Annotated in this window: 18 protein-coding genes; 2 read left to right on the forward strand and 16 right to left on the reverse strand. The window is 50.7% G+C overall.

Annotated features, from left to right (window positions below; all coding sequences use genetic code 11):
- Positions 1-80 precede the first annotated feature (80 nt).
- The 3 genes from K7P76_RS15160 to K7P76_RS15170 all read right to left on the reverse strand — a co-directional run bounded on the left by K7P76_RS15160 (position 81) and on the right by K7P76_RS15170 (position 3607).
- On the reverse strand, positions 81-917 hold the full coding sequence (locus tag K7P76_RS15160; RefSeq protein ID WP_232186150.1) for a carbohydrate ABC transporter permease: 837 nt from the start codon (positions 915-917) through the stop codon (positions 81-83).
- A 24-nt stretch (positions 918-941) separates the two neighbouring features.
- Positions 942-1850: a carbohydrate ABC transporter permease gene (locus K7P76_RS15165; RefSeq protein ID WP_232186151.1), complete on the reverse strand. Its 909-nt coding sequence runs from the start codon at positions 1848-1850 to the stop codon at positions 942-944.
- A 65-nt stretch (positions 1851-1915) separates the two neighbouring features.
- Positions 1916-3607 carry a type 2 periplasmic-binding domain-containing protein gene (locus K7P76_RS15170; RefSeq protein WP_232186152.1) on the reverse strand — a complete coding sequence of 564 codons (1692 nt, stop codon included), beginning with the start codon at positions 3605-3607 and terminating at the stop codon, positions 1916-1918.
- A 154-nt stretch (positions 3608-3761) separates the two neighbouring features.
- On the opposite strand from K7P76_RS15170, the gene K7P76_RS15175 reads away from it, so the two are divergent.
- Positions 3762-6443, forward strand: a complete 2682-nt coding sequence (locus K7P76_RS15175) for a discoidin domain-containing protein (protein WP_232186153.1) — start codon at positions 3762-3764, stop codon at positions 6441-6443.
- Between the two features lie 106 nt (positions 6444-6549).
- Here the strand turns inward: K7P76_RS15175 and K7P76_RS15180 are convergent, their stop codons facing one another.
- The 10 genes from K7P76_RS15180 to K7P76_RS15225 form a co-directional block, all read right to left on the reverse strand.
- Positions 6550-8268, reverse strand: a complete 1719-nt coding sequence (locus K7P76_RS15180; RefSeq protein WP_232186154.1) for a proline--tRNA ligase — start codon at positions 8266-8268, stop codon at positions 6550-6552.
- 360 nt (positions 8269-8628) lie between these two features.
- Positions 8629-9138, reverse strand: coding sequence for a molybdopterin-guanine dinucleotide biosynthesis protein B (mobB, locus tag K7P76_RS15185; protein ID WP_232186155.1), 510 nt, complete (start codon positions 9136-9138; stop codon positions 8629-8631).
- 43 nt (positions 9139-9181) lie between these two features.
- On the reverse strand, positions 9182-11059 hold the full coding sequence (locus tag K7P76_RS15190) for an NTP transferase domain-containing protein (RefSeq protein WP_232186156.1): 1878 nt from the start codon (positions 11057-11059) through the stop codon (positions 9182-9184).
- A gap of 546 nt (positions 11060-11605) precedes the next feature.
- Positions 11606-14341 carry a glycoside hydrolase family 78 protein gene (locus K7P76_RS15195; protein ID WP_232186157.1) on the reverse strand — a complete coding sequence of 912 codons (2736 nt, stop codon included), beginning with the start codon at positions 14339-14341 and terminating at the stop codon, positions 11606-11608.
- Between the two features lie 61 nt (positions 14342-14402).
- Complete coding sequence (locus tag K7P76_RS15200) at positions 14403-15227, reverse strand: carbohydrate ABC transporter permease (RefSeq protein ID WP_232186158.1); 825 nt, start codon at positions 15225-15227, stop codon at positions 14403-14405.
- Positions 15228-15229: 2 nt separating this feature from the next.
- On the reverse strand, positions 15230-16150 hold the full coding sequence (locus tag K7P76_RS15205) for a carbohydrate ABC transporter permease (RefSeq protein ID WP_232186159.1): 921 nt from the start codon (positions 16148-16150) through the stop codon (positions 15230-15232).
- A gap of 83 nt (positions 16151-16233) precedes the next feature.
- Positions 16234-17562 carry an ABC transporter substrate-binding protein gene (locus tag K7P76_RS15210; protein ID WP_232186160.1) on the reverse strand — a complete coding sequence of 443 codons (1329 nt, stop codon included), beginning with the start codon at positions 17560-17562 and terminating at the stop codon, positions 16234-16236.
- A 187-nt stretch (positions 17563-17749) separates the two neighbouring features.
- Positions 17750-19342, reverse strand: a complete 1593-nt coding sequence (locus K7P76_RS15215) for a response regulator transcription factor (RefSeq protein ID WP_232186161.1) — start codon at positions 19340-19342, stop codon at positions 17750-17752.
- On the reverse strand, positions 19320-21065 hold the full coding sequence (locus tag K7P76_RS33470) for a sensor histidine kinase (protein WP_232186162.1): 1746 nt from the start codon (positions 21063-21065) through the stop codon (positions 19320-19322). The genes K7P76_RS15215 and K7P76_RS33470 overlap by 23 nt, the downstream gene beginning before the upstream one ends.
- A 113-nt stretch (positions 21066-21178) precedes the next feature.
- Positions 21179-21982: a phytanoyl-CoA dioxygenase family protein gene (locus K7P76_RS15225; RefSeq protein WP_232186163.1), complete on the reverse strand. Its 804-nt coding sequence runs from the start codon at positions 21980-21982 to the stop codon at positions 21179-21181.
- A 151-nt stretch (positions 21983-22133) separates the two neighbouring features.
- Here K7P76_RS15225 and K7P76_RS15230 point away from each other — a divergent pair, with 151 nt between their 5' ends.
- Positions 22134-23024: a helix-turn-helix transcriptional regulator gene (locus K7P76_RS15230; protein ID WP_232186164.1), complete on the forward strand. Its 891-nt coding sequence runs from the start codon at positions 22134-22136 to the stop codon at positions 23022-23024.
- 9 nt (positions 23025-23033) lie between these two features.
- Here the strand turns inward: K7P76_RS15230 and hemG are convergent, their stop codons facing one another.
- Genes hemG through hemE form a run of 3 tightly spaced genes read right to left on the reverse strand, consistent with a single transcriptional unit; the run spans position 23034 to position 26512 of the window.
- Positions 23034-24515: a protoporphyrinogen oxidase gene (hemG, locus tag K7P76_RS15235; RefSeq protein WP_309244769.1), complete on the reverse strand. Its 1482-nt coding sequence runs from the start codon at positions 24513-24515 to the stop codon at positions 23034-23036.
- 3 nt (positions 24516-24518) lie between these two features.
- On the reverse strand, positions 24519-25460 hold the full coding sequence (gene hemH, locus K7P76_RS15240; protein WP_232186165.1) for a ferrochelatase: 942 nt from the start codon (positions 25458-25460) through the stop codon (positions 24519-24521).
- Entirely contained in the window at positions 25457-26512 is a 1056-nt protein-coding gene (gene hemE, locus K7P76_RS15245) for a uroporphyrinogen decarboxylase (protein ID WP_232186166.1), read from the reverse strand. The genes hemH and hemE overlap by 4 nt, the downstream gene beginning before the upstream one ends.
- Positions 26513-26583 lie beyond the last annotated feature (71 nt).

Here is a 26583-nt window from a genome sequence, read left to right on the forward strand (position 1 = left end):
CACCCCCTTTACTACAAACATTACACCATCAGTCCCGGTTACGGAAGCCCTGTCCATCTGCCGCCCAAAGCTCCGAAGCCTCAGCCTTTTACGGCTCCGATGGTTGTCCCCTCCATAATCTGCCTCTGGAACAAGACATATACAAATACTAATGGGATCAAGGTAATGATTACGCTCGCGAACAGCGTAACCCAATTGGTTTTGTACTGCATCAGAATGTTCAAATAATAAATATTAAGCCCGATCGTGTATTTGCGCGGATCGCTTAGATAGATGAGCGGACCAAGAAAATTGTTGTACAAGCCCATGAACTTAAAGATGGCTACCGTCACGATTCCCGGGATGGAGAGCGGAACAATGATTTTGTAGAAAACCTTGAACAGGGACGCACCGTCCACATACGCGCTTTCTTCCACTTCCTTTGGCAACGATGCCATAAAACCGCCAAGCAGCATGAGGTAAAGCGCGCTTTCGCCCAAGCTGTCTAGAATAACGAGTCCTGTCAAGCTATTGGTTAAGGAGAATGACCGCATCAGCACATATTGCGGTACAAGCGCGTTAATTCCCGGCAAAAAAAGCGAGAGCATAATCATTGCCCAGATCAGCTTGCGTCCGCGAAAGTCCAAACGCGTCAATGCATAGGCGTTAACGGTCGTAAAGAACATGCCGATTAACAGGCTTAGCCCAATATAATAAAGCGTGTTGAACATGGATTGCTTGACGCCAAGAAGAGTCCAGGCATTGGCATAATTGACCCACTTAAGCTTCTCGGGAATCGACCAAATATCCGCGAAAAATTCCCGATTCGTTTTCAAAGATTCGAATACAATCCATAAGAGCGGAAACAAAATACCGATGGCCCACAGCGCCATCAATAGTCGCCAGCTATAATCCGCAAACCCGTTTTTTTGTTTCAAGCCGATTCCTCCGTCATCTCTATGTTAGAACTCCACCTGTTTATTAGGGATAAGTTTATCGATCAGCAGCTTGGCCCCTACCAGTATGACGAATAAAAACATGCCGATCGCAGAGGCATAACCATACGTATGCATGCCTCCGCCGGCGACTCCTTTGCCGAAAGAGAGATTAAACATATAAAGCCCGATCACGTCGGTGGAGCCTGCCGGACCGCCATTGGTCAAAATAAGAACGATATCGATCGTTTTAAATATTCCCAGCACCATGAAGAGCAGACACACTCGGATAATCCCGTTCATCAGCGGAAGCGTGATGACGGTCAAGCGTTGAAAGTGAGTGGCTCCATCCAGAATCGCGGATTCATACAAAGATTTCGGGATGGCGATCATGGCGTTCATGAAAATAATGAGATAAAACCCGACCCCTCCCCATACTTGAGGGGGAATGAGCGCCCAGAACGCAATCTTCTCGTCCCCAAGCCAGTAATAGCCATCGTAGTCGAACGTCAACCCTTTAAGGACGGAATTAAGCAACCCGAAATTGCCGTCGTATATGAATGCCCAGATGAGAGCGATGACGACCATCGGCAACACGTTCGGGAAAAAAAACAGAACCTTGTAAAAAGCGCTTTCCCGATACCCGCGGTTCGTCAGCAAGTACGCCAGGAATAGCGAGATGACCAGGATCAGCAAAGGTACGGTAACCGCATAGATCAGACTGTGCCTAAGCGCTGCCCACATGTACTCATCGCCGAACATCCTCTTGAAATTGCTCAGCCCGATAAACCGGGCAGAAGAAATACCGTTCCAATCCAGTAAAGAATAATAGGCCGACATCAGATTGGGATACAGCGTAAAGAGCATATAACCCGCAAATGCCGGCCCGACAGCAAGAAGTACAAATAAACGCTTCTGAATGCGCAACTTCGTCATCCGGTTCCTCCTATCGGACGGAATCAAGAAGAGGGAGGAAGCCTCCCTCTTCTTGCCATCCTTATTTATTTTTGCGCGGCGATTGCCGTTTCAATATATTTCTCCGCCTTCTCCAGAATCGCTTTCGGATCCTGCTTACCCTCTGCGATTGCCGGAATCGCATCGATATACGTTTTAGTCGATTGATTGTAAGCCGGGTCCGTCAAAGTGACTTCTCGGAAGGACGTTTCGAATCGACCCTTGTTGGCTGCCGCGTACTTGGATACTTCCTTGGCCGCATCCTGAAGCGCATTCGAAGCATCCGGATACTCGGACAAATTTCGGCCCGGAATCGCGCCGGCTTTCGCTGCGCTAATCTTCTGGGTCTCAACGTTAAATAGCCAGAGCGCGAATTCCTTGGCCCACTTCTTGTTCAACTCAGGCTTGTTCGCCCATACATACATACCGCCGTTTAATCCGCTCGCAAGCCACAAGGTTTGATCCGGACTTGTCCTGAACGGCACGCCCATGTAGCCCCATTTGAAGCCCTCCGGCGTGGAATCCTTCATTTCGTTCTCGACCCAGCTGCCCGTACTAACCATGGCGGCCTTATGCTGCAACACCTGCATCTGAGATTGCGTGTGGTTAAGGGCCGCGACGCCCTTAGGGAAATACCCTTTCTTGCCTAGTTCATAGATGCGGTTCCATTTCTCGATCGATTCCGGCGAAGTATAGACAGGTTGCGCGAATACCCGATAACCGCTCGTAAAGCTGTCCAATTTGCCGTTCATTTCCGCCAGCTCGAATTCCTTAGGCGCAAAGGAGAACTGTTCCAGGTACGTAGAATATACGCCAGGGAATGTAATTGGGATAATTCCCGATGCTTTAATCGTTTCCAGCAGTGCCGTGAATTCGTCCCACGTTTGCGGATTTTGGTTCCAGCCGTTTTTCTCGAACAGCGTCTTGTCGAAGAACAGCCCGCCAGCCCAACTCGTATCCGGCAAGAAATAAGAGGTTTTGTTTATCCGAGGAGCATTCTCGAATACGCCATCCATTACCGCATCCTTCAGCTTCTTACCCGGCGTGTCTAAGAGCTCTCTGTCCCATAAGTCCTCTAGCGGCTCGAGCTTTTTGTTCTCTACAAGCGAATTAACATCCGGAACGCCTTCTCTGGAAAAAATGTCGAACATGTCCTTGTCGTCTCCGGCCGCGATTTTGGTGCCGATAATCGTAAAAATATCCGGAGAATACGTCGTATCGAATTTGACGTTCGGGAATTTCTCGGAGAAGGACTTCATCGCGAAGTCGATCGCCTCCCTACCCGCTCCAGCTTCCCAGAAACCGAACTTCAAGGTGACTTCCTGATCGGTCGGAAGACCGTTCTCCGGATAGACCTTCGCTTCCGATGGGGAAGCTTCCCCGCTCGCAGCAGGAGTCGAAGCTTTCGGGCTTTCCGATTCCGCTCCTGTCTGACTTTCCTTGGCATTATTGCTGCCGCATCCTACAAGAGAAAGCGCGATGAGCATTACAATTAGAGTGACAGCCAATCCTTTTTGACCAATGCGCATATGAGTACCCCCAACCCTGAATTTAATAGCCGCAGATGGGCGAAACGCCCTCCGCATCATCAAGCCAACAACTTCTTGCGACAAAAATCGATCCGCTTTTGTTTTCCCTCCCGAATTATGATAGTAATCGCTTTCACGACCTATCATATCCGCTTCGCAATCGAGGCTAAATAGAAAATCGTTCGCCGCCGGGTGGATAATGGTACGCATTCATTTATCCAACAACTCCTGTACGATTTTCTATTCCCTATTGGACCAAGTCTTGCTATAGTCGGTTTGCATATCAATGTAAGCGCTTTAATAAATCGAAAAGGAGATGTGCATGATGAGATTTAGCAGGTCAAAAAAAATGGTGGCAGGGATAATGTTAGTTCTGACGCTGGCGAGCGGAGGCTTGAGCGCCAGCGCAGCGGGTACGGGTTCCTTCGAGATTGGGGGGTATTGGCAACCTCCGATTTTCGTAGGAGCCGACTACAATACGATGGCGAACTGGGCCAATATCGCCAACGCCCATATCGACAATGTCATGGGCTTGCGTATCCCTTCCGGCCAAACGGCCAACAAAACGAACAATGAATCCGGCATCGCGAACAGCTATGCCAATAATGTCAAGCTGTACGCAACAGATTCCCAAATATACGACAAACGCGTTTTTACTTCGGCGGATATCGCTAGCCTGCAATCGCTGTTGACGCCGTACAAGAACGATTCGCGCGTCAAAGCCATCGACCTGCGGGATGAGCCGAATGCGACGGATATGGAGGGAATCGCCAACACTTACAAGCAAGCCAAGGCATTTGCGCCCAACTTGGACTTCTACGTCAACCTGCTTCCCGTGTTTGCCGTTCCCGACACGCAAGCGCCGCCCGGCAAGCTGTTCCTGTCCAATTCGGCCGCCAGAGGAAACGGTTCCTATGTCAGCCCCGGCAATAGTCTAGGGCAGACCATTACCATTCCTGCGGGAATCACTTATCTGCACGGTATTGATATGTACATCGATTCGCTGCAATGGACTTCAGGCGAGACGCTGACTTTGAAATTATGGAATAGCACCGCGAAAACCTCATTAATCAGCCAAGCATCCATCGCCGGCACCGGATCGAGCACGGCGGCCGATTTCTATCGTTATTTTAATCTTTACGCCAATGTAACACCTGGCTCCACTTATTATATCGAGCTTGTCCATAGCGGCGGAGGAGACAATCAAGTCGGGTGGGTTGTGCGTTCCTCTGGAGATACCTACAGCGGCGGAACCGGTTACGAGAACGGCATAGCCAAAACTTACGACTTTTTCTTCCGGCTATATACAACGCGCACGAACGCCGGAACAAGCTATGAAAATTATGTGGACGATTGGGTGCAATACAGCGGAGCGAATTACATCTTATACGACAACTACCCGTTCAAAGGCGGATACGACGATTCTACTCATTTCCTCAACGCCGAAGCCATCCGCGGACGAGGACTGGCCAACGATGTGCTTTACGGAGGTTTTCTGCAGGGCATCGAGATCAGAACCTCCACAGGAGTGCAAACTTACCGATCTCCGACTGTCAATCAAATGCGTTGGAACGTGTACTCTTTACTGCCCTATGGCTACAAGAAAATGAATTGGTTTACCTATTGGCGTCCGGATGACGGAGGCGGTTCGGAGTTTTTCTACAATACGGCGGTCGATTTCGACGGAACGCTGCTGCCGCGCTATTCGGCCATTCAGACGCTTAACGCGGAGATGCGCAATTTAGGCAATACGCTCAAGGATCTTACTTCAGTTCGCGTATACCATTCCGGTTCGTCGCTGTGGACAGGCACAACGGCTGTTCCAAACGATTTTTTCGTAAAGCCGCTTGATTCTACCCAGCCGATGATCGAAGGCTACTTCACCAATGCCGCCGGGCGCAAATATATTATGCTTTCCAATCGAGACTATATCAGCGCCCGTACGGTGAGCTTCCAGTTAAATCCTAAGCCATCGGATCTTACTGAAATCTCAAAGACAACAGGATTGGAAGTTGCCGTTCCGGGATACAACGCGAGTACCGGCATCGTGACCCTCACGTTCAGCGAAGGAGAAGGAAAGCTGTTCGCGCTTCCCATCGGCTTCTCTCCTTACGACAATCTGGCAGCGGAAGCCAAGGTGACGGCTACCAGTTCCTATGAGAGCACAGCAGACGACGGTTGGGGCGTCTCGAAGGCGAATGACGACAAGCGCGGCTCTGGCACCATCAACGGCGTGAAATCTTCCGGCTGGAGCAGTACCAACAATCTGGGCAGCGATCATACAGAATCCATCACCTTCGATCTTGGCGCGTCAAAAACCGTCGGCGAGGTCAACTTATTCCCGCGCGGAGGTGGCGGCATCTTCTTCCCGATCGACTTCAACATCCAGATTGCCCAGAACGCAGGCGGCCCATGGACGACTGTCGTAACGAAGACGAACTATCCCGCTTCCACGACAGGCCAATGGTTCCCTTTCACGCCAGCGACCGCGCGTTACGTGAAAATCGAAGGAACAAAGCTGCGGCCCGTTGGCTCAGAATATCGTATGCAACTGGCCGAGGTTGAAATATACGCCTCGCCGAATTACGCCAGAGGCGCTTCGTTAAGCGCCACTAGTTCCGCCGAGTTCCCCAACAGCTGGGGTCTCTCCGGGCTCAACGACCAAATTCGCAATTCAGTCTATACTGCACCGGGTTGGTCCAGCAACAGTAATCTTTCCGCTAACCATACCGAGTCGGTTACGCTAAATCTTCAATCGGTCAAAACCTTTAGCCGGGTAGACCTTTATCCGCGCAACGACAAGGATAACATCGGATTGGGTTTCCCAATCGACTTCACGATCCAGGTGGCCAACAGTGCCTCGGGACCGTGGACCACCGTCGTCTCCCAAACGGGATATGCCCAGCCGACAGGCACGGTGCAGAGCTTCTCCTTCGCTTCCCAAAGCGCGCAGTACGTCAAGATCCAAGGCACGAATCTGAGACAAATCTTAACCGAGTCCGGATCGCCTTACCGTATGCAATTGGCTGAAATAGAAATTCACTAATAGGGGATGCTGAAGAAGGCCATGAATTTCTACGCGAGTAGAGTTCACGGCCTTTTTCGGCACCTGATATTATCCACTTTAAGATTGGCCTTTCTTCCCTTTTGGGTCATTTGGCCTCTGCTATTAATTCCTTTACTTTATCGTGAACATCCTCAACCTTCATTGATTCTTTATCATCGAGCGTGCGCTGCTTTAATTCAACATAACCTTGGCTGGCTTGTTTGCCAATGACGATGCGAATGGGAATGCCCATCAGGTCGGAATCCTTGAACTTCACTCCAGCCCGCTCCTCCCGATCGTCGATTAACGCCTCTATTCCAGATGAACGGAAACGTTGGTACAGTCGCTCGGCGGTTTCCATTTGTACCTGGTCATTAATCGATATAGGAATGATGTGAACATGGAAAGGCGCGATGGACGTTGGCCATTTGATCCCTTCCTCGTCATGATTCTGTTCGACGATTGCGGATAATAGCCGTGATACCCCTATTCCGTAACAACCCATGATCATAGGTTTTTCATTGCCTTCTTGATCCAAGAAACGAGCATGAAGCCGTTCGCTGTACTTCGTACCGAGTTTGAACACATGCCCGATCTCGATCCCGCGGAAAAACTGCAAGGATCCGTTGGCGCAGCGCGGGCAACAGTCTCCCTCGGCGACATTACGGAAATCGCCTACATGGTCTATCGGGAAATCTCTGCCTGGACTTACATTACGAATATGATAGTCCCGTTCATTAGCACCGACAATCCAATTCATGTTGTTTGTAATCGAACGATCGACCAGCAACGGTAAGGACAAACCGACCGGTCCAGCGAAACCTGTTGGCGCTCCGGTTATTTGTTCCACCGATTCAGCATCAGCAATGTCAACTGTGTCGGCATTCAAGTAATTTTTGATTTTGATTTCATTGACTTCGTGGTCTCCTCGAACGAGTACGGCAACAAACTTGCTATCCACTTTATAAATCATTGTTTTCAGGAAATGTGTTGGATCTAGCTTTAGAGATTGAACTAGCTGATCGATTGTGCGGATATCCGGAGTATGAAATTTTTCTGGCAATACATAGGGTGAAGTCTGATCTTGTTTGCTTACGGGTTCTGATCCAGATTCAGCTTTCTCCACATTCGCTGCGTACTCACACTGGGTGCAAGATACGATTGTGTCCTCTCCAATATCAGTGAGAGCCATAAATTCATGCGTGCCGCCTTCCCCGCCAATAGATCCTGCATCCGCCTCCACTGCTCGGTAGTTCAAACCGCAACGATCAAAAATATGATGATAAGCCTCGTACATGCTCTTATAACTTTGATCCAGACCCTTCCAATCCATATCGAATGAATAAGCATCCTTCATCAGAAACTCTCTCCCCCGCAGCAAACCAAATCTCGGCCGGCGTTCATCCCGGAACTTTGTTTGAATCTGATACAAAGTAATCGGTAGTTTGCGATATGAATTCATTTCATTTCTAGCTAGCGTCGTAACCACTTCTTCATGCGTAGGACCGAGCGCAAATTCTCTTTCGTGCCGGTCCTGCAAACGGATGAGTTCCGGTCCGTACACAGCATATCGTCCAGACTCTTTCCATAATTCAGTCGGCTGCATAGCGGGCATAAGCAACTCTTGAGCTTCCGTCTTGTCCATTTCTTCACGAATGATTCGCTCCACCTTGCGAAGTACGCGCCATCCCAATGGCAAATACGCATAAATACCTGCCGCTATTTGTCTAATGTATCCCGCTCTAAGTAACAATTGATGACTAATGGCTTCGGCTCCCGATGGAGCCTCTCGAAAAGTTAAAGCGAACAATTTACTTTGGCGCATATTGAGCGACGACCTCCTTATTGAGTTTGAGTTATGGAAAACAAAAAAACACACTCGTCAGGGACGAATGTGTTCGTGTTACCACCCTTAATTCGAATGTCATGGATGAATGACATTCCTCGAATGAATAACGGGGGAATCCCGGTAGCGAATACTTGAATTTCACCGCTACAGCTCGCAAGGCGGGGAGCAATCCATTCTGTTGAGAAACCTCTCATCCTAGGGTTTCTTCTCTGGAACAACAGCAATAGAATCTCATTTCCTTGGTCGAAGCTATTATTTATGAACATCGATGATTAATGAATTCCAGTAAATTTACAACATTCGATGCTCTATGTCAAGTCAAAAACTATTCAAAACCTATTCGTTATATGCACGAACAAACGCAACAATCGCATCAAAGGAGTGAATATCCGGATGGTAAAACATAGGAATAGCCTGAGTTGCCGATATATTTTCGATATTTTTATACGGTTCTCGAATAGCCGCGGCAATTATGTTAGGAAGAGTTAACAAATCCTCATCCTGTTCGCTTCTGAGGAGGACGATTTTGGGATAAGCGGCGGATTTGAAGCCTTCTATGATCAGGTAATCGAGGGAGAGCTTGGCCATCCTGGCTACTAAGTCATCGAGCGAGGTTGGCTCCTCTTGAACCCAAGCCGTGCGGGATGGCGATGTTATTGCAGTAACTTGAGCGCCGGCTTGCCGATGCTGCCAGGTGTCTTTGCCTGCAATGTCAGGTTCGAAATCATGAGCATCGTGTTTCAAGGTTCCGACTCGAAGTCCAAGTGAGGTTAATTGCCGGACGAGTTCGCACGCCAGCGTCGTTTTTCCCGCGTTTTTGTAGCCGACGACCTGAATGATTCGCATGACTTTCCCCCTCCCATGGCTTCAAATTACGAACCTTTAGTTATCAGCTTAACTTCCAAGCCGTTACTAAATGCCCCCTCTCTAACCCTTCCTTAAGTGGAGGGATTTCAATGAGACAATCCGCGTCGACGATGGTTGTCATGAGGCTGGATTTATCGTCACCGATCGGCAGGACCCATACGGTACCTTCCCGCAGCTCCGTTCGAGCACGAATGTAACGTCGATATGCGTTTATTTTCGGGAAGTCGCGACCTAGAAAAGCCTTGAAGCTTTGCGGGGATAGCGGCTTCTCCTGTTGCATCTTTTGTAACGCCGGACTTACGAACAAGTGAAACCCGACAAAACAAGCGCCGGGATTCCCGGATAGAGCAACGATGAGCTTGCCGTCTAGCAGGGCTGCCGTGGTTGGACTTCCCGGCCGCATCGCGATTTTGTTGAAAAGAAGCTTCACGTCTGGCGCGGCAAGCACATCCACCATGACATCGTAATCGCCAACGGAAACACCGCCGGACGTAATAAGCAGATCGCATGTGCGTAATGCTTGTCGTATTCGTTGCTGCGCCTCACTCGCGTCATCGGGGACTTTGCCGAGCATGACGGGTTCGGCTCCGGCTTCTCTTAGCAATGAGGCTAGCATGGGAGCGTTGCTGTTGCGGATTTTGGCTGGTACTAGGGGCTCTCCTACTTCTAATAATTCGCTGCCGGTCGACAATACCGCTACCCGCGGCCTTCGCATGACCGGGACGTCCGCATAACCGCATGCGGCAAGAAGCGCCGTCTCGCCGGAGCTGATAACTTTGCCGGCTGGTAATAAAGCTTCGCCTACCTGGATTTCGCAGCCGATTTCCGCAATATTCAAGCCTACCGGAACGCTTTTTCCAATTTGCACGAACGACTGCCCATCTCTATCCTCCGTGACCGTCATCTCCAGCATAACAACGACATCCGCGCCCTCCGGAACCATTCCGCCTGTCATAATACGAGTCGCTTGGCCAGCATTAAGTGGATGGCGCGGTTCTACTCCGCAAGGCAACGATTCGATTACAGTCAGAGAAACCGGAGCTTCCGAAGTCGCTTGAAGCAGGTCTTCCGTGCGCAAAGCATAACCATCCATCCCGGAACGACGGAACGGCGGAAAAGGATGGGGAGCAACGATATTGTCGCCCAGTCGCCGCCCCCAGGCATCAGCTAGGGGAACCCGTTCTGTAGCCAGAGGACGGACTTTTTCTTTGATGAGCCGCTGTGCTTCTTCCGGCTGCAACGCGTGACGGCGAAACCTATCGGACCTATCAGTATGCGGCATGAAGGAAGTAACTCCTTTTAAAGTAAGACTAGCTTTCGCGTATTGTTCAGGGGTATCTACGTCATCGGCGAAATTTAAGGAGATGCCCTGCTCGGCAAATTGGCGTTCGTCTACCCCGTACCATGGAATATTATCTAGCAGAGCAAGCAATTTGCGTTCGCCTTTCTTAAGTAGCGATTCCGCGATTAATCCTGTTTCCTTCCGGTAAATCGCATGCAAAGGCTGCGGCTTACCACCGATGACCGGGAGGGCTGCTTGAAATGCTCCGCTCTCCATGCGATCCAATAGAAAATGGGCCGCTGAGACCTCAAGGAACGGCTGATCGCAGCCAATGACCCATACATCGGCACAAGAGGCAGCCGCCATCCCGGCTTGAAAACCTGCCAACGGTCCTTCTCCGGGATATTGATCGGCAATGATTCGCACCGATTCGTAGTCACGCAGAAAACGATTCAAAGCTTCATCGTTAGAAACCACTATAATTTCATTCGTGCCGGGTAACGCCTTGCGAATCTGGCGCTCAATGAAAACTTCGTCGCCCAGGGGCAACAAAGCTTTATTCACGCCACCCATTCGCCGTCCCTGGCCGCCCGCCAAAATAACCGCAGTTAGCGCCACGGAGTTACCTCCCTCGTAAATACGAACCTATCCATGTAACCTATGCTCCAACATTGTATCTCCCATCCGCCTCCTATGACAACCCATCGGATTACATGGCCGCCGGCGACCATCAGTGATTTTGATGATGCGGTAGCCGCCCACTGAGCCAGAATTACTCGGATTTTCCGACTAACTCCCCGCCGTTGCGCTGCACTGAGCCAGAATTACTCGGATTTTCCGACTAACTCCCCGCCGTTGCGCTGCACTGAGCCAGAATTAATCGGTTTTTCCGTCTAACTCCCCGTCGTTCCCCCCCACTGAGCCAGAATTACTCGGTTTTTCCGTCTAACTCCCCGTCGTTACCCCCCACTGAGCCAGAATTACTCGGTTTTTCCGTCTAACTCCCCGTCGTTACCCCCCACTGAGCCAGAATTACTCGGTTTTTCCGTCTAACTCCCCGCAGTTGCCGCTTACTGCAATCCTCGGCCATGAAAAAAATCCGCTTAAGGAGGAAGGCCGACGCCTTTAACCCTCTGCATAAGCGGATACATTGAAATTTAGGCTTTATTTAGGCAACAAAGAAACAAAGCAGTACGTTCCCGAATCAATCCGATAGATGTTATGATCGCCTTCGCGGCCGATTAAGGTTACGCCATAAGCATGCTTTGCGGCTGAAGTCCCTTCCAGCACTTCCGTTCCTTCCACGGAGGGGATGTGCACCACTGCCGATACGTTAGCCGGAATCGTCACATTAAGCATAAACTCCCCATTCAGCACGCTCCATTGCGTCTTAGCTTTTCCGTACAACGAATCGTAGCTGCAACTAGCAGATGTCAAACCACCCATAGGCTGCGGACGAATAAGCAGCTTGCGGAAACCCGGCTCCGAAGCATCTCGATCGATCCCTCCGATGTTCCGATACATCCACTCGCCAATCGAACCGAAAGCGAAATGACAAAAGGAATTCATCCCGGGATCCTGAAACCTGTTTTCTTCGGTCCAGCCGTCCCATCGCTCCCATATCGTCGTTGCGCCTTGATTCACGGAATATAACCACGATGGATATTCCTCGCGCATCAATAACCGGAAAGCAAGCTCGGCATAACCGGCATTCGTCAGCACGTTCATCAGAGATTTCGTTCCATGAAATCCGGTCGTCGCCATTCCGCCCGCTTGTTCGATCTTGGCCACAAGCCGCTCGATAGCCGATGACCGCAATCTCTCCGGAAGCAACTCCATCTCGATTGCCATTGCATAAGCCGTTTGTGTATCTCCTTTAATTAAACCGTCCGCACCTACAAACTGCTCCACGAACGCCATCCGAATACGCTCGAATAACGCTGAGTATATAATGCGGTCCTCATTTTCTCCCAGCACGCCCGCAATTTTCGACAGAAGCTTGGCATTATGCGCCATATAGGCGGTGGAAAAGATATCGTACGGCGTCGTGGAATGATGACTGACCATCCGTCCGAACTCCGCGATCACTTCCTCGAACGGCCTCTCGTTCACCGAGAGCCAATCGCCGTATTGAGGAACGTCCCGCCGAATGCCTTCCGGATGCTGCTTCCGGTTGAAATCGACCCATTTCTTCATCGAATCGTAGTGTTTGCGCAAAACCTTCTTGTCCCCGTAGGTTTCGTACAACCCCCAAGCGACGATAATCGGAGCGTCGGCCCAACCCGCGGATGCCGTATGCGTATACGTGAAGTCGTTATCGAACTCCGTCTTCGGCCCGAAAATAAACGGCGCAAAATCGGTATAAGCGCCTGTCGGCTGCTGCGCGTCTTCCAGATCCACGAGCCATTTTGCGAAAAATGCGGACACATCCATGTTATACGCGGCCGTGCTCGCGAAAATCTGCGCATCTCCCGTCCAGCCGTGACGCTCGTCCCGCTGAGGGCAGTCGGTCGGGACGCTCATGAAATTCGCGCGCTGGGTCCAGCGAATGTTCTGAACGAGCCGGTTGATGAGCGGATGCGAAGTTACCAGTTCGCCCGACTCCGGCAAATCGGAATGGACCACGATGCCGGTCACTTCGCCGATCTTGATCGGACCTCCGCTCAACTCGACATAACGAAATCCATGGTACGTGAAGGTCGGTTCGAACACCTCCACGCCTCCGCCTTTGCAAGTATAAGTATCGATTTGCCTGGCAAACCGCAAATTTTCCGTGTACAGCTCTCCGCTTGCATCCAACACCTCGGCAAACCGGAAAACGCAGCGCGTTCCTGCTTCCCCCGACAAAGCAATCCGAATCCATCCGGCCAAATTCTGACCCAAGTCGATGATCGTCCGTCCATCAGGAAGCCAGCGGATGTTTTCCGGCTTTCGCTCTTCTGTGACGCGAATCGTCCGGGACATCTGCGAAACTAACCAGCCGCGATAGTCATACATGACATCGACAGGAGACCAGCCGCCTTCGGCGAATCCGGCTTCATTCCAGCCCGACATTTCCAAACGCGCATCCACCGTCTCTCCCATCTGCAAATCCGAAGAAACGATTGCGCCATAAGACGTTTTCCACCGCGATTCGGTAGTTACACTCTCCTTAGTCCCATCCTCGTATTCCACGTTCAGTTGCAGCAGGAATGACGGATCCATGCCGTATTTCTGAAACCCGTACATTCCGATATATCCGGCATACCAGCCTTGACCCAGAATAGCGCCTGCAGCGTTATCGCCTTCCCGCAGCATATCGGTCACATCGTAGGTTTGATACTGCACGCGCACGTGGTAATCGGTCCACTCCGGAGAAAACACGTCATTGCCGACGCGTTTGCCATTCAGGTACAACCGGTACAAACCAAGCGCCGTCGCATAGACGGTCGCTCTCTTCACGCCTGCACCTACCCTGAAATCCCGGCGCAAATAAACATTCGGCTTCGGCGATTCCTTAGTCGGCTTATGGTCGTTCTTCCAACCGATCCATTGTCCGCGCCACTCTTCGCGTCCGAGCAACCCCATCGACCACATCGCGGGCTCGCTCCAGGCTCCTTCGACGCCTTGTTCATCCCACACTTGTACTTTCCAGAATACCTTTTGCTCCGAGAACAGCTCATAACCCGCATATTCGATATGCTGGGTTTCGGACGTCTCGACAATGTCGCTATCCCATAGATCACCTTCGAGTTCGTCAAGCTTCTGCAGCGAAGTTGCGACCAACAACCGATAGGCCGCTTGACTAGCTCCCCGGCGCTCGGAAGTCACGATCCAGCCAAGTCGCGGGGTCGCTGCGTCGATGCCTAGCGGATTGTCCAAATATTCCGTGCGAAGACGCTCTGCCGTCAATAAACCCACGTTGAAACCTCCATTCCACAAGTAAAACGGCTTCGCCGTCCTCGGGACCGCGGTACAATCCTTAACCTTTTATCCCCCCGGAAGCAACGCCTTCGAGCACTCTGCCGGAAAACAGAAAAAACAAAATGAGGATCGGTACCGTTGCCATCACAGACCCTACCATCGCAAGATCGATATTGTACATCAGATTATTGGTGAACTTCATGATCATAAGCGGAATCGTCTTGTTCGCTTCACTTTGCAGCATAATTAAAGGAACGAAAAACTGGTTCCAGATTTGAACAGACATAATGATGCAAATGCTAAAAATAACCGGACTGGCCAGCGGAAACATAACCCGGATGAACGTCGTCCACTCGCCCGCGCCGTCAATTTTGGCCGATTCGTATAAGTCTTTAGGCAGCTTCTCGAAAAATGTCGTCAGCAAAAACACCGGCATTGAAAGGCCCGAGGCCAGTACGACAATGACTCCCCATTGCGAGTTCAACAAACCCATATCGCGAATCAACAGGAAAATCGGCACGATTCCCAGCTGCACGGGAAACATGAGCCCTATCAGGAAGTAAAGCAGCACCGTGCTCTTGAACCGAAATTGAAACCGGCCGATGCCATAAGCAACCATAGACGATAACAGAATGATAATCGCTAGCACGGCGACCAATATCCATGTGCTGTTAAACAAATATCGAAGAAAGTTCGCATCCACGAACAGTTTTTTGAAGTTGGCGAAATTAAAAACATCCGGCCATCCGAACGTATTGGACAATAATTCTTTCTTCGACCGGAACGCCTGGTAGGTCATATAAACCAGGACGAACAAGGTAAAAGAAGAATACAGCCATAGGATAGCGGAGCTTGCATACGTTCTCTTCGGCCGCAAATTCATGTTTAGTCCTCCGTTCGGCGATAGGTGATGACCACCTGAATAATCGCGACGATAAAAATAACGGCGAACATGACGCAGGCAATCGTCGTCCCCATGCCCATCGCATTCACGTTCATCGTGCCGCCGACCGCGCTGTTATCCCCGAATGCGATCCGATAGAAAAACAAGGCCATCACATCGACGCTGCGGTTAATGCCACCCGATACGCCGCCCAAAATAAAGCTGTAATCGAACATCGTCATCGCGAAAATATAAGTCAGAATGAGCATGTTAAGCACCGTCGTCTTAATTTGCGGAAGCACGATGCTGAAAAACCGTCTCCAATATGAAGCCCCTTCCAGTAAAGCGGCCTCCATCACTTCGCTTGAAATCATTTTCATCGCGCCTAGGAAGAAGATCATCCCGACACCGATTCCGGACCATGCGACCATAATCCATACGATAAAGATGCCGAATTCCGGAACGCCCATCCAAGGACGGGTCCACTCGCCCAATCCTACCGCCTCAAGCAGCTTGTTAAATACGCCGATATTGCCGTCAAAAATTAAAGTACCCATGAATACGATGACCGGCGTCGCGATAAACTGCGGCGAGAAGATCATCGCTTGGAAAAACCGATGGCCCCTAATGCCGCTATATAACAAATAAGCCATATAGAGCTGAGCGGGTAGAACAGCAAGTGCATTGAGCAAAAATAAGATCACGCTATGCCGGAAAGCTCCGGTTAATTGGGCGAACAACTCGTCATTGCCGAATAGCTCGACGTAATTATCCAATCCGACGAATGTTTTAACGCCGATTCCGTCCCATTGATTCAGGCTAATCTGGAAAGCCGAGAAAATCGGATAAACAGAAAATAAGCTGTATAGAATGAATCCCGGCAAAATAAACCAAAGGAACGGACGCTTCTTGAACCAAGTCAACCGAAACACCCTCTTTGCTTGGAGAAACGATCAAACGGCAGCACGGATGCGCCGTTTGACCGATCCCGAATTCTGTTGTCTCGTTATTTCGTCGGGTACTTGGCCGCTTTGTCCAGAGTAGCCGCTCCTTCGGCTCCGGTGATGGCGGAAGTCATCAATTTCGGAATGACGTCTTTCATCAGAACGTCGGCCGCATTGGATTCCGATGTCGAGAGCGCCGTAAGCACCGTGTAAATGTTAACGCCCGCTTCGTCGAATACGGCGAGTTCTTTAACGCCTTCGTCTTTGGCCGTAATATCTTTAATCGTAGGCACCAAACCGACCGCATCCTCGAGAATTTGTTGAGCTTCCAACGAATTCAAGAACTCGATGTACTTGACGGCTTGGTCCGGGTGCTTGGAAGCGGACGCGACCGCGTAGGTCATGAAATTGCTGTAGCTTGATTGCACGATTTTTTTACCGTCTTTGTTCGGAATGGAGAACCGGCCGAGATTCATGCCGGAAGCAACGTAAGTCGAGTTGGACCATGTGCCGTCAATGATCGCCGCTGCTTTGCCGTTCGTGAACGCGAATTGCGCCGCCGCATAATCCTGCGCCAAGAAGTCTTTCCCAAAGTAACCTTTATCGGCGAAGTCACGGAACGCTTGCAGCGCCTCGGCTACGGTCGGATCTGTCAGCTTGCCGTCTCCGGTTTGCGCCGCTTTTAATGCCGCATTCGAGAATGCCGGAGCGAAGGCGAAAATTGGCCATGCGCGATCCCATTCGCTCTTGCCAGCCAATGCAATCGGCGTAACGCCAGCCGCTTTCAGCTTATCCAGCCCTTGTACGAACTCATCCCAAGTAGCAGGGGATTTGATCCCGTTTTTCTCGTAAAGGTCTTTGTTGTAATACACGACGTTCGTATCGAAGAAGGATGGCAAGGAGCAATACAATTTGCCGTCAACGGTGCAATAAGCTTTCTCCGAATTCGCGTAACGCGAAACGTCTAAATTGTAGGAGCTCAAATCCTTCAGGAAGCCGTTTTTAACCATTTCTCCCATTTTGGAAGTTTTGTCGCCTTGTACCCAGAACAAATCCGGCAGTTCGTTCGCTTGCAGTGCGACGTTCAAGCTTTGGTCGTTTTGCGCGAAATCGTATTCCAGCTTGATGTTCGGATACTTTGCCGTGAAAGCCGCATTAATCTTCTTGAACGGTTCCTCAAGGACCGCCTGGTTTCCCAAGTCTCCCCATACTTTAAGGGTGACGTTCTCGTCGCTCGGCGCTTGCGAGCTTTCCGCGGGAGTGCTTGCGGACGGGCTTGCCGAAGTTGACGCGCTTGGGCTGCCGTCGTTGTTTCCTTTGCCGCAGCCTTGCAGCAAAGCACCGATCATAGCCACGAACGCAAGCACGATTACAAATCTTTTAAGCTTCAAATGAAACCCCTCCGATATCCGCATTTGTGTGTACGATAAAGCGATCGCGATCTATTCTTATTGTAAGCGGTCTCAGTTGTGCGCTCCATGCAGGATGCCCCGGAGAATGTGCCAAATAGACCGGAGGATCATTCCAGTCGGATGGCTATGTTCCATATTATATGAACTTGATTCCATAATCGAAGCTTCAGAAGCGCTGCTTGAATTGCTTCACCGTTTGCCCGGTCGTTTTTTTGAACACTTTGATAAAATAATTCGGGTTTAAGTATCCGACCCGAGCAGAGATCTCCTCCGTCGAATAATCCGTTTCCTTATACAGTCGGATCGCTTCCCGAATTCGGATACGGGTCAAATAATCGGAGAAGGCTTCGCCCGTCTCCTGACGAAACCGTTGGCTGAAGTGGTTCGGACTGAAATTGACCAAGTCGGCCACTTCCTCCAAGCGGATCGGATTGCCGTAGCCGCTCTCTACGTATTGCTTGACTTTCACTACCCAGCCGCGGCTAGGCTGCATGGAAGAGATGACTTCTTGGGTTTGGGATAACCATTGTCGGACGACCCGCATAAACTCCGTACGCGAAAACACCTTCTTCAGCGCATCGGTCATTGGCCATAATAAACCGAATCGGGTACGAATTCCTTCCACGTCCAGATTATAGCGCTCGATCAGCAGATCCATGAGATGGGTCGATATCATTTCGCCAAGCCGCAGCCACTCCGACGGCAACAATCGATTATGCGAGTCTTCCAGTCGGACGCTAATTTCCTCGATCAGTTCTGCGAAATGCAAATACTGGATCCGATTCTTTACCAGCCTGTACCAATCCAGCCATTGCTGCTCCGTAAACCTGCCGATTTCCCATTGCTCCCTGACGTAAATACCCGCTCCTTCGTAATAAGAAAGCTGGACCGCTTCTTCAGCCTCTTCCCTGGATTGTCCCATCTTGGCGAGAGCAGAGTTTGAGCTGATTCCCGCGATGAGGCCGATATTCAAATTTTTGGCCCAAGTCGCCTTCAGCTCCTCTGCCTTCAGAAGTAATCCGCTCAAACCTTCCGCTTCCGTCTCCTCTTCCGTGAAGATGCAAGCCCCGTGAAGCAGCCCGGAATCCTCGCCGAAAAATTCGAGGTGCTTCAGCCGCGAAAATATTTCTTCCGCCTGCAAAGCCATCGCCTTTCTTTCCGTTGGCGAATATCCCGTTTCCCTCGGAATCGGCTTGAGGCAAATCCACCGCATCGTCTGGCCCCAGCCTTCGAACCTCTCGAATATTTCCGGAAACTCCGCTTCAACCCGGATATTATTGCCTTCCGCCGTCCGGAGGAGCATCCTTTGCTTCTCATCCGCCAATGCATTCATCGCTTGCTGCGGCTGCAATTTCTGCCCTTGCTGGCGCGATCCGCTCGTTGAAGCATCGCCGAATTGGAGGGAGTCGAGCACTCGCAGCAGTTCAACCGGCTCCATCTCATATTTCGAAATGTAGTCCGTAACGCCCAATTGAATGGCTTGGCGGGTATATTCGAAATCGCTGTAGCTACTCAATATAATAAACTTCAGCCCTGTATCCATCAGTTTTAAATTCCGAATCAATTCGAATCCGTCCATGCCCGGCATGCGAATATCGGTAAGCACGATATCGAAAGACTGCTGCTTGGCTGCCTCGAGCGCTTCTTCCCCGTTCTTGTACACGCCCGTGATCTCATATCCCCGGTTCTCCCAATCGATAATCGATTGAAGCCCGATTCTGACAAGAGATTCATCGTCAACGATCATTACTTTGCGCATGCTGCGAATCCCCCGTTTCTTCCGGCTTCTGCAAAGGAACGACTATCGTAATCTGCGTGCCTTGACCAGGCACGCTCTGTATGGACAATCCATATTGGAGCCCGTAATGAAGCTGTATTCTTTCATTGACGCTATGCAAACCGAAATGCTGGCTTGGATTCACGAGCCCGGTTTCGATTTCGGCCTTTTTCTCGGCCGTCATGCCCACTCCGTTATCGCTTACGGTCACAATGAGCTGATCGACTGCCGCTCGAGCCGACACTTTGATCTCGCCCGTATGCTCGGATTGCGCCAAGCCGTGGATAAGCGCGTTCTCGATTAAAGGTTGCAGAAGAAACTTGAGCATTTTAACATTATCCAGCGCCTTCGGGATATCCGTCACGAATTCGAAGTGCTGGTAACGAACGTTCTGGATGGTGGCGTAACTATGCAGAATCGCGATCTCCTCGGCAAGCGGAACGGGATCTCCCGACCCGCGCAAGGCATAGGTTAAAAGCGTATTCAGCGAGTCCACCATTTCCTTAATATTATCCTGCTTCTGGATCATCGCCATCCAGCGAATGGAATTTAACGTGTTATATAAGAAATGCGGCGACAGCTGGTTTTGCAAAACGCGGATTTCTGCATCTTTCTTCTTCTTCTCCTGCTTGGCTACTTCGTCGATAAGCTGTTCGATTTCATACATGATGGAAATAAACGTATCGTTCATCTCGACCACTTCGATCGCGCCGTTAAAATGCTTCAGTTTGCCCGGACGGACTCCCTTGATTCCTTGTTTCATATTCAGCATCAGACGCCGGATCGGGATGACCAGATCCATGGCGAGAAGATGCGTCACCACAAGCCCAAGCACAATGCACCCGAGAACGATAAAAAGCGCCAGACGCACGGTGTGGTATATCGGCTCGTACAGTTGCCGAAGCGGGAGCTGTACCGATAACTGCCAACCGTTCTGGATTTTGTCTTCCGAATAAGAAAGCAGCTGCTTCTCGCCGGGATCGATCGAGATCCCGTTATCCACGAGCACTGTGCCGTCCGCAGCCAGAAGTTTAAGCGCCGTATCCTCTTGAAACTTCGTTTGCCGGAAAATTTCCTCGATCGCTTCCACTCGAATAACAAGAGACAAAGTACCGAGCTCGTTCAGCTTCTCATCCCTAATCGTCCGTCCAAGCCGAAAAGCCTTGAAGTTAGTGTAACCGTCATTATACGATTCCGGAGGAAACCACTTCGCAGCGCCTTTCATCTTCTCTACCTCACGACGGTATTGCGGATTTTGAACCTCGTAATCGTCAATCGAGTTTTTACCGTACGTATACATCGTTTTCGGCGTTTCGATTTTAATCGAACGAATATAGCTATTCTGATCGGCGCCAAGCCACAGAACGTTTAGCTTCTCGTTGATGATGCTCTCCAGCTTGAACTTGTCATAGGCCGTTGCCGGTTCTGAGGATACCAGCTTGAGCAAATCCCCGTCCGTCATGATTTGTTTGCTTAGCTGCTCGTAACTGCGCATCCGATCGTCGATTTTTTGTCCCATTAAACTAAGCAAATCGGTAGCGTATTCGGCGGTTCTCGCCTTGGAAGAGGTTGTGTAACTGTCTGTTAAATAATATATGCCCGTTAATGCAGGTAAAAGAATAAGGGGGGTGTACACCAATATGAGCTTATAAGGCAAACGAATCTTGCGCCATCCTAACGTCATCCACAATTTGATGTTGTTCACCTGCGTCACCCCCTCTAAGTCTATCCTGCCGCTTCCCCCCCATTCTAACATAAACAAAACGCCGACCACCGGAATGATTTCTCACTCCAAGCGGCGGCGTTATAGCGATCAGATCATTTATCGAAAGCACCTTTCATGTGATAGTCCATGGAACCGGGATCGATCTCGTCTTCTTTGCGCTGAAAGCGGTATTCAAGGGATACTCTCAATCGGTCCTCGGTGCGGTTATCCAGAGCTTTATGCAAAGTATGTCCATGGAACATCAGCAAATCCCCGATGCGAAAATCGGTCGTCAGCCAAGGCAAGCCCAACTGCTCGCAACGCTCGTGGGATACGCCGTGACCTCCCGTGCCTTGCATCGGTTCATGCTCAAGCATTCCCAAATGGTTGGACTTGGGCATAACGGCTAAACCCCCTAGTTCTCCTGGACAATTGCCTGCCGGAATCCAACAAGTAAAGGTGTCCGGAGTACCCTTGATATAGAAGTAATCCTGATGCGGGGGCGTCGTGTTCTTAAAGCTGCCGGGTAACGTAATCCGTCCTATACGACGCCGGTGCTCCTGGATTTCGGAATCCAACAATCCGGATAACAATAGCGAAAGCACGGGGCTGCTCCCGAAAGCGTTAAAGCGGGGAAGCTCCAATATCCGGCGATAGATCGGCGAAGTCTCGAATTTAGTCGAGGTCGGGAAGCTTTGACCTGAGTAGATTCCGTCCGCCAGCGGGGCGTCCCTATTCACGTAGCCATATTCGCTAGCAATCTCCAGCATATCCTCTCGGATTTGCTCTAACGCCTGAACGTCCAATATTCCTCTAAAAAACAAATAGCCGTCCTCTTTGAGCTTGTTTCTTAGCATCGGTAGATCGTGCAGCCATGCGTTCGATGATTCCAGTTCATGCTCCAGTTGGGTGCTCACAGAATGTTGCCTCCTCATTGTTAGGTAAATGAAAAATTTATCTTTTATTGAGTCCGTACTCTTAATATAATTGAATGATAATAGGATTTATTTAGTTTTAATAATTATCATTTGCACTTTATAAAGAATTTTAGGAAGGAGCGGATTGCAGGTGAGTGAGGAAATCCGCTGGGAAAAATTGAACCCGCTCGTGTCGTATGCCAACAAATTGGCTTGTTCGCCCGGTTATACTTTCGGTCCTAGAATCGTCCAAGATCGTCAACTGATTTGGGTTGCCGAAGGATCGGGCGAAGCCATGATCCAGAACAGGCGCTACAGCGTCTCGAGCGGGGATTTATTTCATTACGGTCCCCACGTTGTGCACCGGTTCACGGCGGATTCCACTCGTCCATTCGTTTTGTGCGGGTTACACTTTCAAACTACCGGCGATATGCCGGAACAAGGTGCGCCTCTCTATCGCTATCCGATAGACGTGTCTGAAGATTACAGGCTGGATTATCCCAACACGTTAATTATCGGTCAACAGCCGGAGCGGCTGGACTTACCCGAATATATGCGGTTTACGGGTACGAAAGCGGAACGTTATTTTAATCATTTCGCGCAATCGTTCCAGCAATCGGAACCGATAAACCATCTGCTCAATCGGGTAAACTTGATTCAGCTTCTCGTGGAGTTGCATCAGCTTACCCGCCGACAGTCGGAGGAAAACTCGGAGAACGGAATTCTACTCCGTGTCGTTCAAGATCATTTAAAAGAAAGAGCAGCCAAACCCTATAACCGGGCATGGCTGCGTGAATGGACGCATTATCATGAGAATCATGCTTCTTCCTTGTTTCAGAAACAATACGGTCAGTCGCCCCATGATTATTTTCTGGAATGTAAATTGGATTTAGCCAAATCCATGCTAACGCAATCCGGGCAGCCCGTCAGCGAAATCGCCGAACGGCTCGCTTTCGGATCGATCCATTATTTCTCGCGATTGTTTAAGTCTAGAACCGGACTAAGCCCATTGGCTTATCGTCAGAAGAGCAGGCTCATCTAGCAAACATATCTATGCCTTAGCCAATACGGCCTCAGCTGCTTGTTTCCCTTTCGCGACGCAGTCCGGCAACCCGACTCCCTCGAATGCCGCGCCCGTAACGAGAACGCCGGGTAGTCGTTTGCTTAACTCTTCTCGGAAAGAAGCCGTCGCCTCGACATGCCCTACCGGATATTGCGGCATGGAATGGCGAAGCCTCGTAATCTCGACGAATTCGGGGATCGCCGTAAGCCCCATCAGATCATATAAATCCCGTTGGACCACGCCTGCCAGAACGGCATCGGACAGCTCTACGCCTTTCTCGTCCTTTGCGTTTCCAACGTAACAACGGATCATTCGTTTGCCTTGCGGCGCAGTATGCAGCCATTTAGACGATGTCCATGTGCTCGCCGTGATATGTCTATGCTCCCCTTGCGGAACGAGAAATCCGGACCCGTCGAGCGTGTGATTAAACCCGGTTTCATCGTAGGCGAGCACCACGTTGGCGACGGAGACGTAACGAACGTTCGTCAATGCGGTTACATCGGTATGCTCCGCAAGCAATTCGGCAGTGGCATAGGCCGGCAAGGTAAAAATCACCTCGTCGGATTCTATCGCTGTGTCGTCGGATAGATGAAGCCGGTAAGCTCCTTTACTTTCCGGCATCTCTTCGAACGTCCGTTCCAAATATTCGACTTGCGCTCCCATGCGTATATGGCAGCCATCCGCTCTAAGATGCGACTCAAGCGCTTCGATGACGGAAGACAAGCCGTTGCGGAACGTCATGAATACGGAGGCGGGCAACGGATTATCCGTTTTTCCGGAACTAACGGCTGCATTTGCTTGCGCCTCCGCTTTCGCTTTCGCGATCCGTTGGCTATCTCTTGTTCCCTTGATAAGGCTGCCGTGCGCCCTCACCATCGCCTTAAACTGCGGAAAGGTCGCTTGCAGCCCTAGCCGGTACAAGTCTCCGGCATGAATGCCCGCGAGCAGCGGTTCGTATATCCGCTCAACCATTTCCCTGCCCATCCGGCGTTCCAGAAAGGCTCCGACGGATTCGTCTCCCTCACGCCAATCCGGTGGAATATCGAGCTCCTCGAATGCTCGTTGCTTACCTTCCTCAGACACTAGCTCCGTCTTCATGAACATATCCGCATCGGTAGGAACGCCTAATGTCATCCCCTCCGGCATCGGATGCAGCTTGCCGTTCAGCGCGATATATGTTTTTTTCGCAGCCGGATTCGTTCCGGTAAGTTCCCCTTCAAGCCCAAGCTCTCTCGCCAACTCAATCATGGGAAGTTTGCGGGCAAGGAACGAATCCGGTCCTCTTTCGATGACGAAGCCGTCCCGGCTAAGCGTATTGATCCGTCCGCCCAGCCTTTCCGAACCTTCGATTACCGTAACTTCGATCGTTTCTCCCCGCTCGCGCGCCAGCTTCCCCAAATAAAAAGCGGCGCTAAGGCCGGTAATACCGCCGCCTAGCACCGCTACGCGGCGAATCTTCTGCATCGTCATCGCTTAGTCCCCCCTACGCGCCAATCCGATAACCGATTCGGCTAAAGCCGCCATATATTGAGCATCGTCATTCAGCATGCGAATTCTTTCCAAGCGTATGCCCCGTTCAGCGGCGAATTTCTTCGCTTCGATATCGATGTCATACAACACTTCTAGATGATCCGAGACGAAACCGACCGGAGTAACAAGCACGGAAGGGACGCCTTCGTCGCTTAGCCGTTCAAGCGTCTCCAGTATGTCCGGCCCGAGCCAAGGCTGTCCGGTTTGTCCGGCGCTTTGCCAAGTAAACTGCCACTTTTCCACTCCGGCAGACTGGGCCACCGCTTCAGAGGTAGCAAGCAGTTGGTCCGAATAGGGATCGTTCATCTCCAGAATCTTAGCCGGCAGACTATGGGCACTGAACAGCACCAACGTATCGGCGCGTCGTTCGCCAAACCGATCTAAACCTTCGCTCACCCTCTTGCTGAGCGCATCGATTAGCTCTGGGTGCAGATGATATTCATGAACGGGCTTAAGCGCAATCCCGTGTTTGGACGCTTCATCTTGTGCGCGTTTCATATAACCGCCTACGCTCATGACGGAATATTGCGGAGTAAGCACGATTCCGACCGCTTCCTTAATGCCGTCCGCCGCCATCGCCGCGACTCCGTCTTCAATATAAGGAGCCGCATGCTTCAAGCCTTGATAACACACATAAGCGCCCTCTCCTGCCAGCTCATTCAACGTTCTTTGCAGTGCAGCCACCTGGCCGTTCGTATTTTCCCGTAATGGAAACACGCCGCCAACAATAGAACGGTAACGATTCGTTAGATCTTCAAGTTGCTCCGCCGACGGGGGATTCCCCCGACGGATGTGCGTGTAATAGGCTTCGACGCCCTCTAAGCTTTCCGGCGTGCCGTAAGACATAACGAGCACTCCGATCGCTTTTCCCTGTGCTATGCTCATGAGGTCACCCCCGCCGCGATTTTCTGCTCGCTATAGGCATGTACGAAATCCGTCAAATCTTTTAATTTTTCGAGCGACGCTTCCGGGTACAATCCATGTCCAAGGTTAAAAATAAAACCAGGCTCCCGCATCCCTTCGTCCAGCAACCTGCGGGCATGCTCATGAATTAACGCTGAAGGGGCAGTCAGTACATAAGGATCGAGATTCCCCTGAATCGCGAATTTGCCGCCCGTGCGGCGGCGTCCTTCGGACAACGGAACGCGCCAATCCAAGCCGATAACGTCACTCTTCAGCTCCGTCAGATGCGGCAATAACTCTCCCGAGCTTACGCCGGGGAAATAGATTTTCGGTACGTTCAGGTCCGACAGCTTCGCAAAAATACTTTCCACATGCGGAAGCACGTATTCCCTGAAATCATGGGGAGCAAGCGAACCTACCCAGCTGTCGAACAATTGGACGGCTTTGGCTCCCGATTGGATATGCGCCCGCAAGTAGGTTGCGGCCATGTCCGCCAGTTTGCCCATCAGACTGTGCCAAATTCGAGGATCGCTATACATTAGAGCTTTCGTACGGATATAAGATTTGGAGGGACGGCCTTCAATAATATAGCTGGCTAGCGTAAACGGCGCGCCGGCGAACGTAATAAGCGGAACTTTGAGCTCGCGATCCAAGATTTTAATCGTCTCCAGGACGTGCGAGAGGTCGCGTTCTACGTCCATCGGCTTCAAGCGTTCCACGTCGCTGGCGCTGCGTACCGGATTATGAATAACGGGGCCGACGTCTTTGACGATATCGAAATCGATCCCAATGGAAGCAACGGGATTCATAATATCGGAATATAGTATAGCAGCATCGACTCCGAGCTTATGTACCGGCATCAGAGACACTTCGGCAGCAAGCTCGGGTTGCTTGCAAATTTCGAGCAGCGAGTATTTTTCTTTTATTTTGCGATAATCGGGATCATATCTTCCGGCTTGGCGCATGTACCACACCGGCACACGGTTAACAGGCTCACTCCGGCACGCGCGAAGGAACAAATCATTTTCAATCATTAGGGCATCCTCATTTAGGTCATGGATTGGCTTTCATTGCTTTCATTATGCCCCTTTTGGAGCACGCGAAC

The organism is Cohnella silvisoli (genome assembly GCF_021190915.1).
GTDB classification, from domain to species: domain Bacteria; phylum Bacillota; class Bacilli; order Paenibacillales; family Paenibacillaceae; genus Cohnella; species Cohnella silvisoli.

Excerpts from the sequence above, each read along its gene's own strand:
- K7P76_RS15215 (WP_232186161.1), bottom strand. The coding sequence starts at position 19,342 with ATGCGCAAAGTAATGATCGTTGACGATGAATCTCTTGTCAGAATCGGG.
- hemE (WP_232186166.1), bottom strand. The coding sequence starts at position 26,512 with ATGATTGAAAATGATTTGTTCCTTCGCGCGTGCCGGAGTGAGCCTGTT.
- K7P76_RS15170 (WP_232186152.1), bottom strand. The coding sequence starts at position 3,607 with ATGCGTACCATTATCCACCCGGCGGCGAACGATTTTCTATTTAGCCTC.
- K7P76_RS15165 (WP_232186151.1), bottom strand. The coding sequence starts at position 1,850 with ATGACGAAGTTGCGCATTCAGAAGCGTTTATTTGTACTTCTTGCTGTC.
- K7P76_RS15200 (WP_232186158.1), bottom strand. The coding sequence starts at position 15,227 with ATGAATTTGCGGCCGAAGAGAACGTATGCAAGCTCCGCTATCCTATGG.
- hemG (WP_309244769.1), bottom strand. The coding sequence starts at position 24,515 with ATGACGATGCAGAAGATTCGCCGCGTAGCGGTGCTAGGCGGCGGTATT.
- hemH (WP_232186165.1), bottom strand. The coding sequence starts at position 25,460 with ATGAGCATAGCACAGGGAAAAGCGATCGGAGTGCTCGTTATGTCTTAC.
- K7P76_RS15180 (WP_232186154.1), bottom strand. The coding sequence starts at position 8,268 with ATGCGCCAAAGTAAATTGTTCGCTTTAACTTTTCGAGAGGCTCCATCG.
- mobB (WP_232186155.1), bottom strand. The coding sequence starts at position 9,138 with ATGCGAATCATTCAGGTCGTCGGCTACAAAAACGCGGGAAAAACGACG.
- K7P76_RS15175 (WP_232186153.1), top strand. The coding sequence starts at position 3,762 with ATGTTAGTTCTGACGCTGGCGAGCGGAGGCTTGAGCGCCAGCGCAGCG.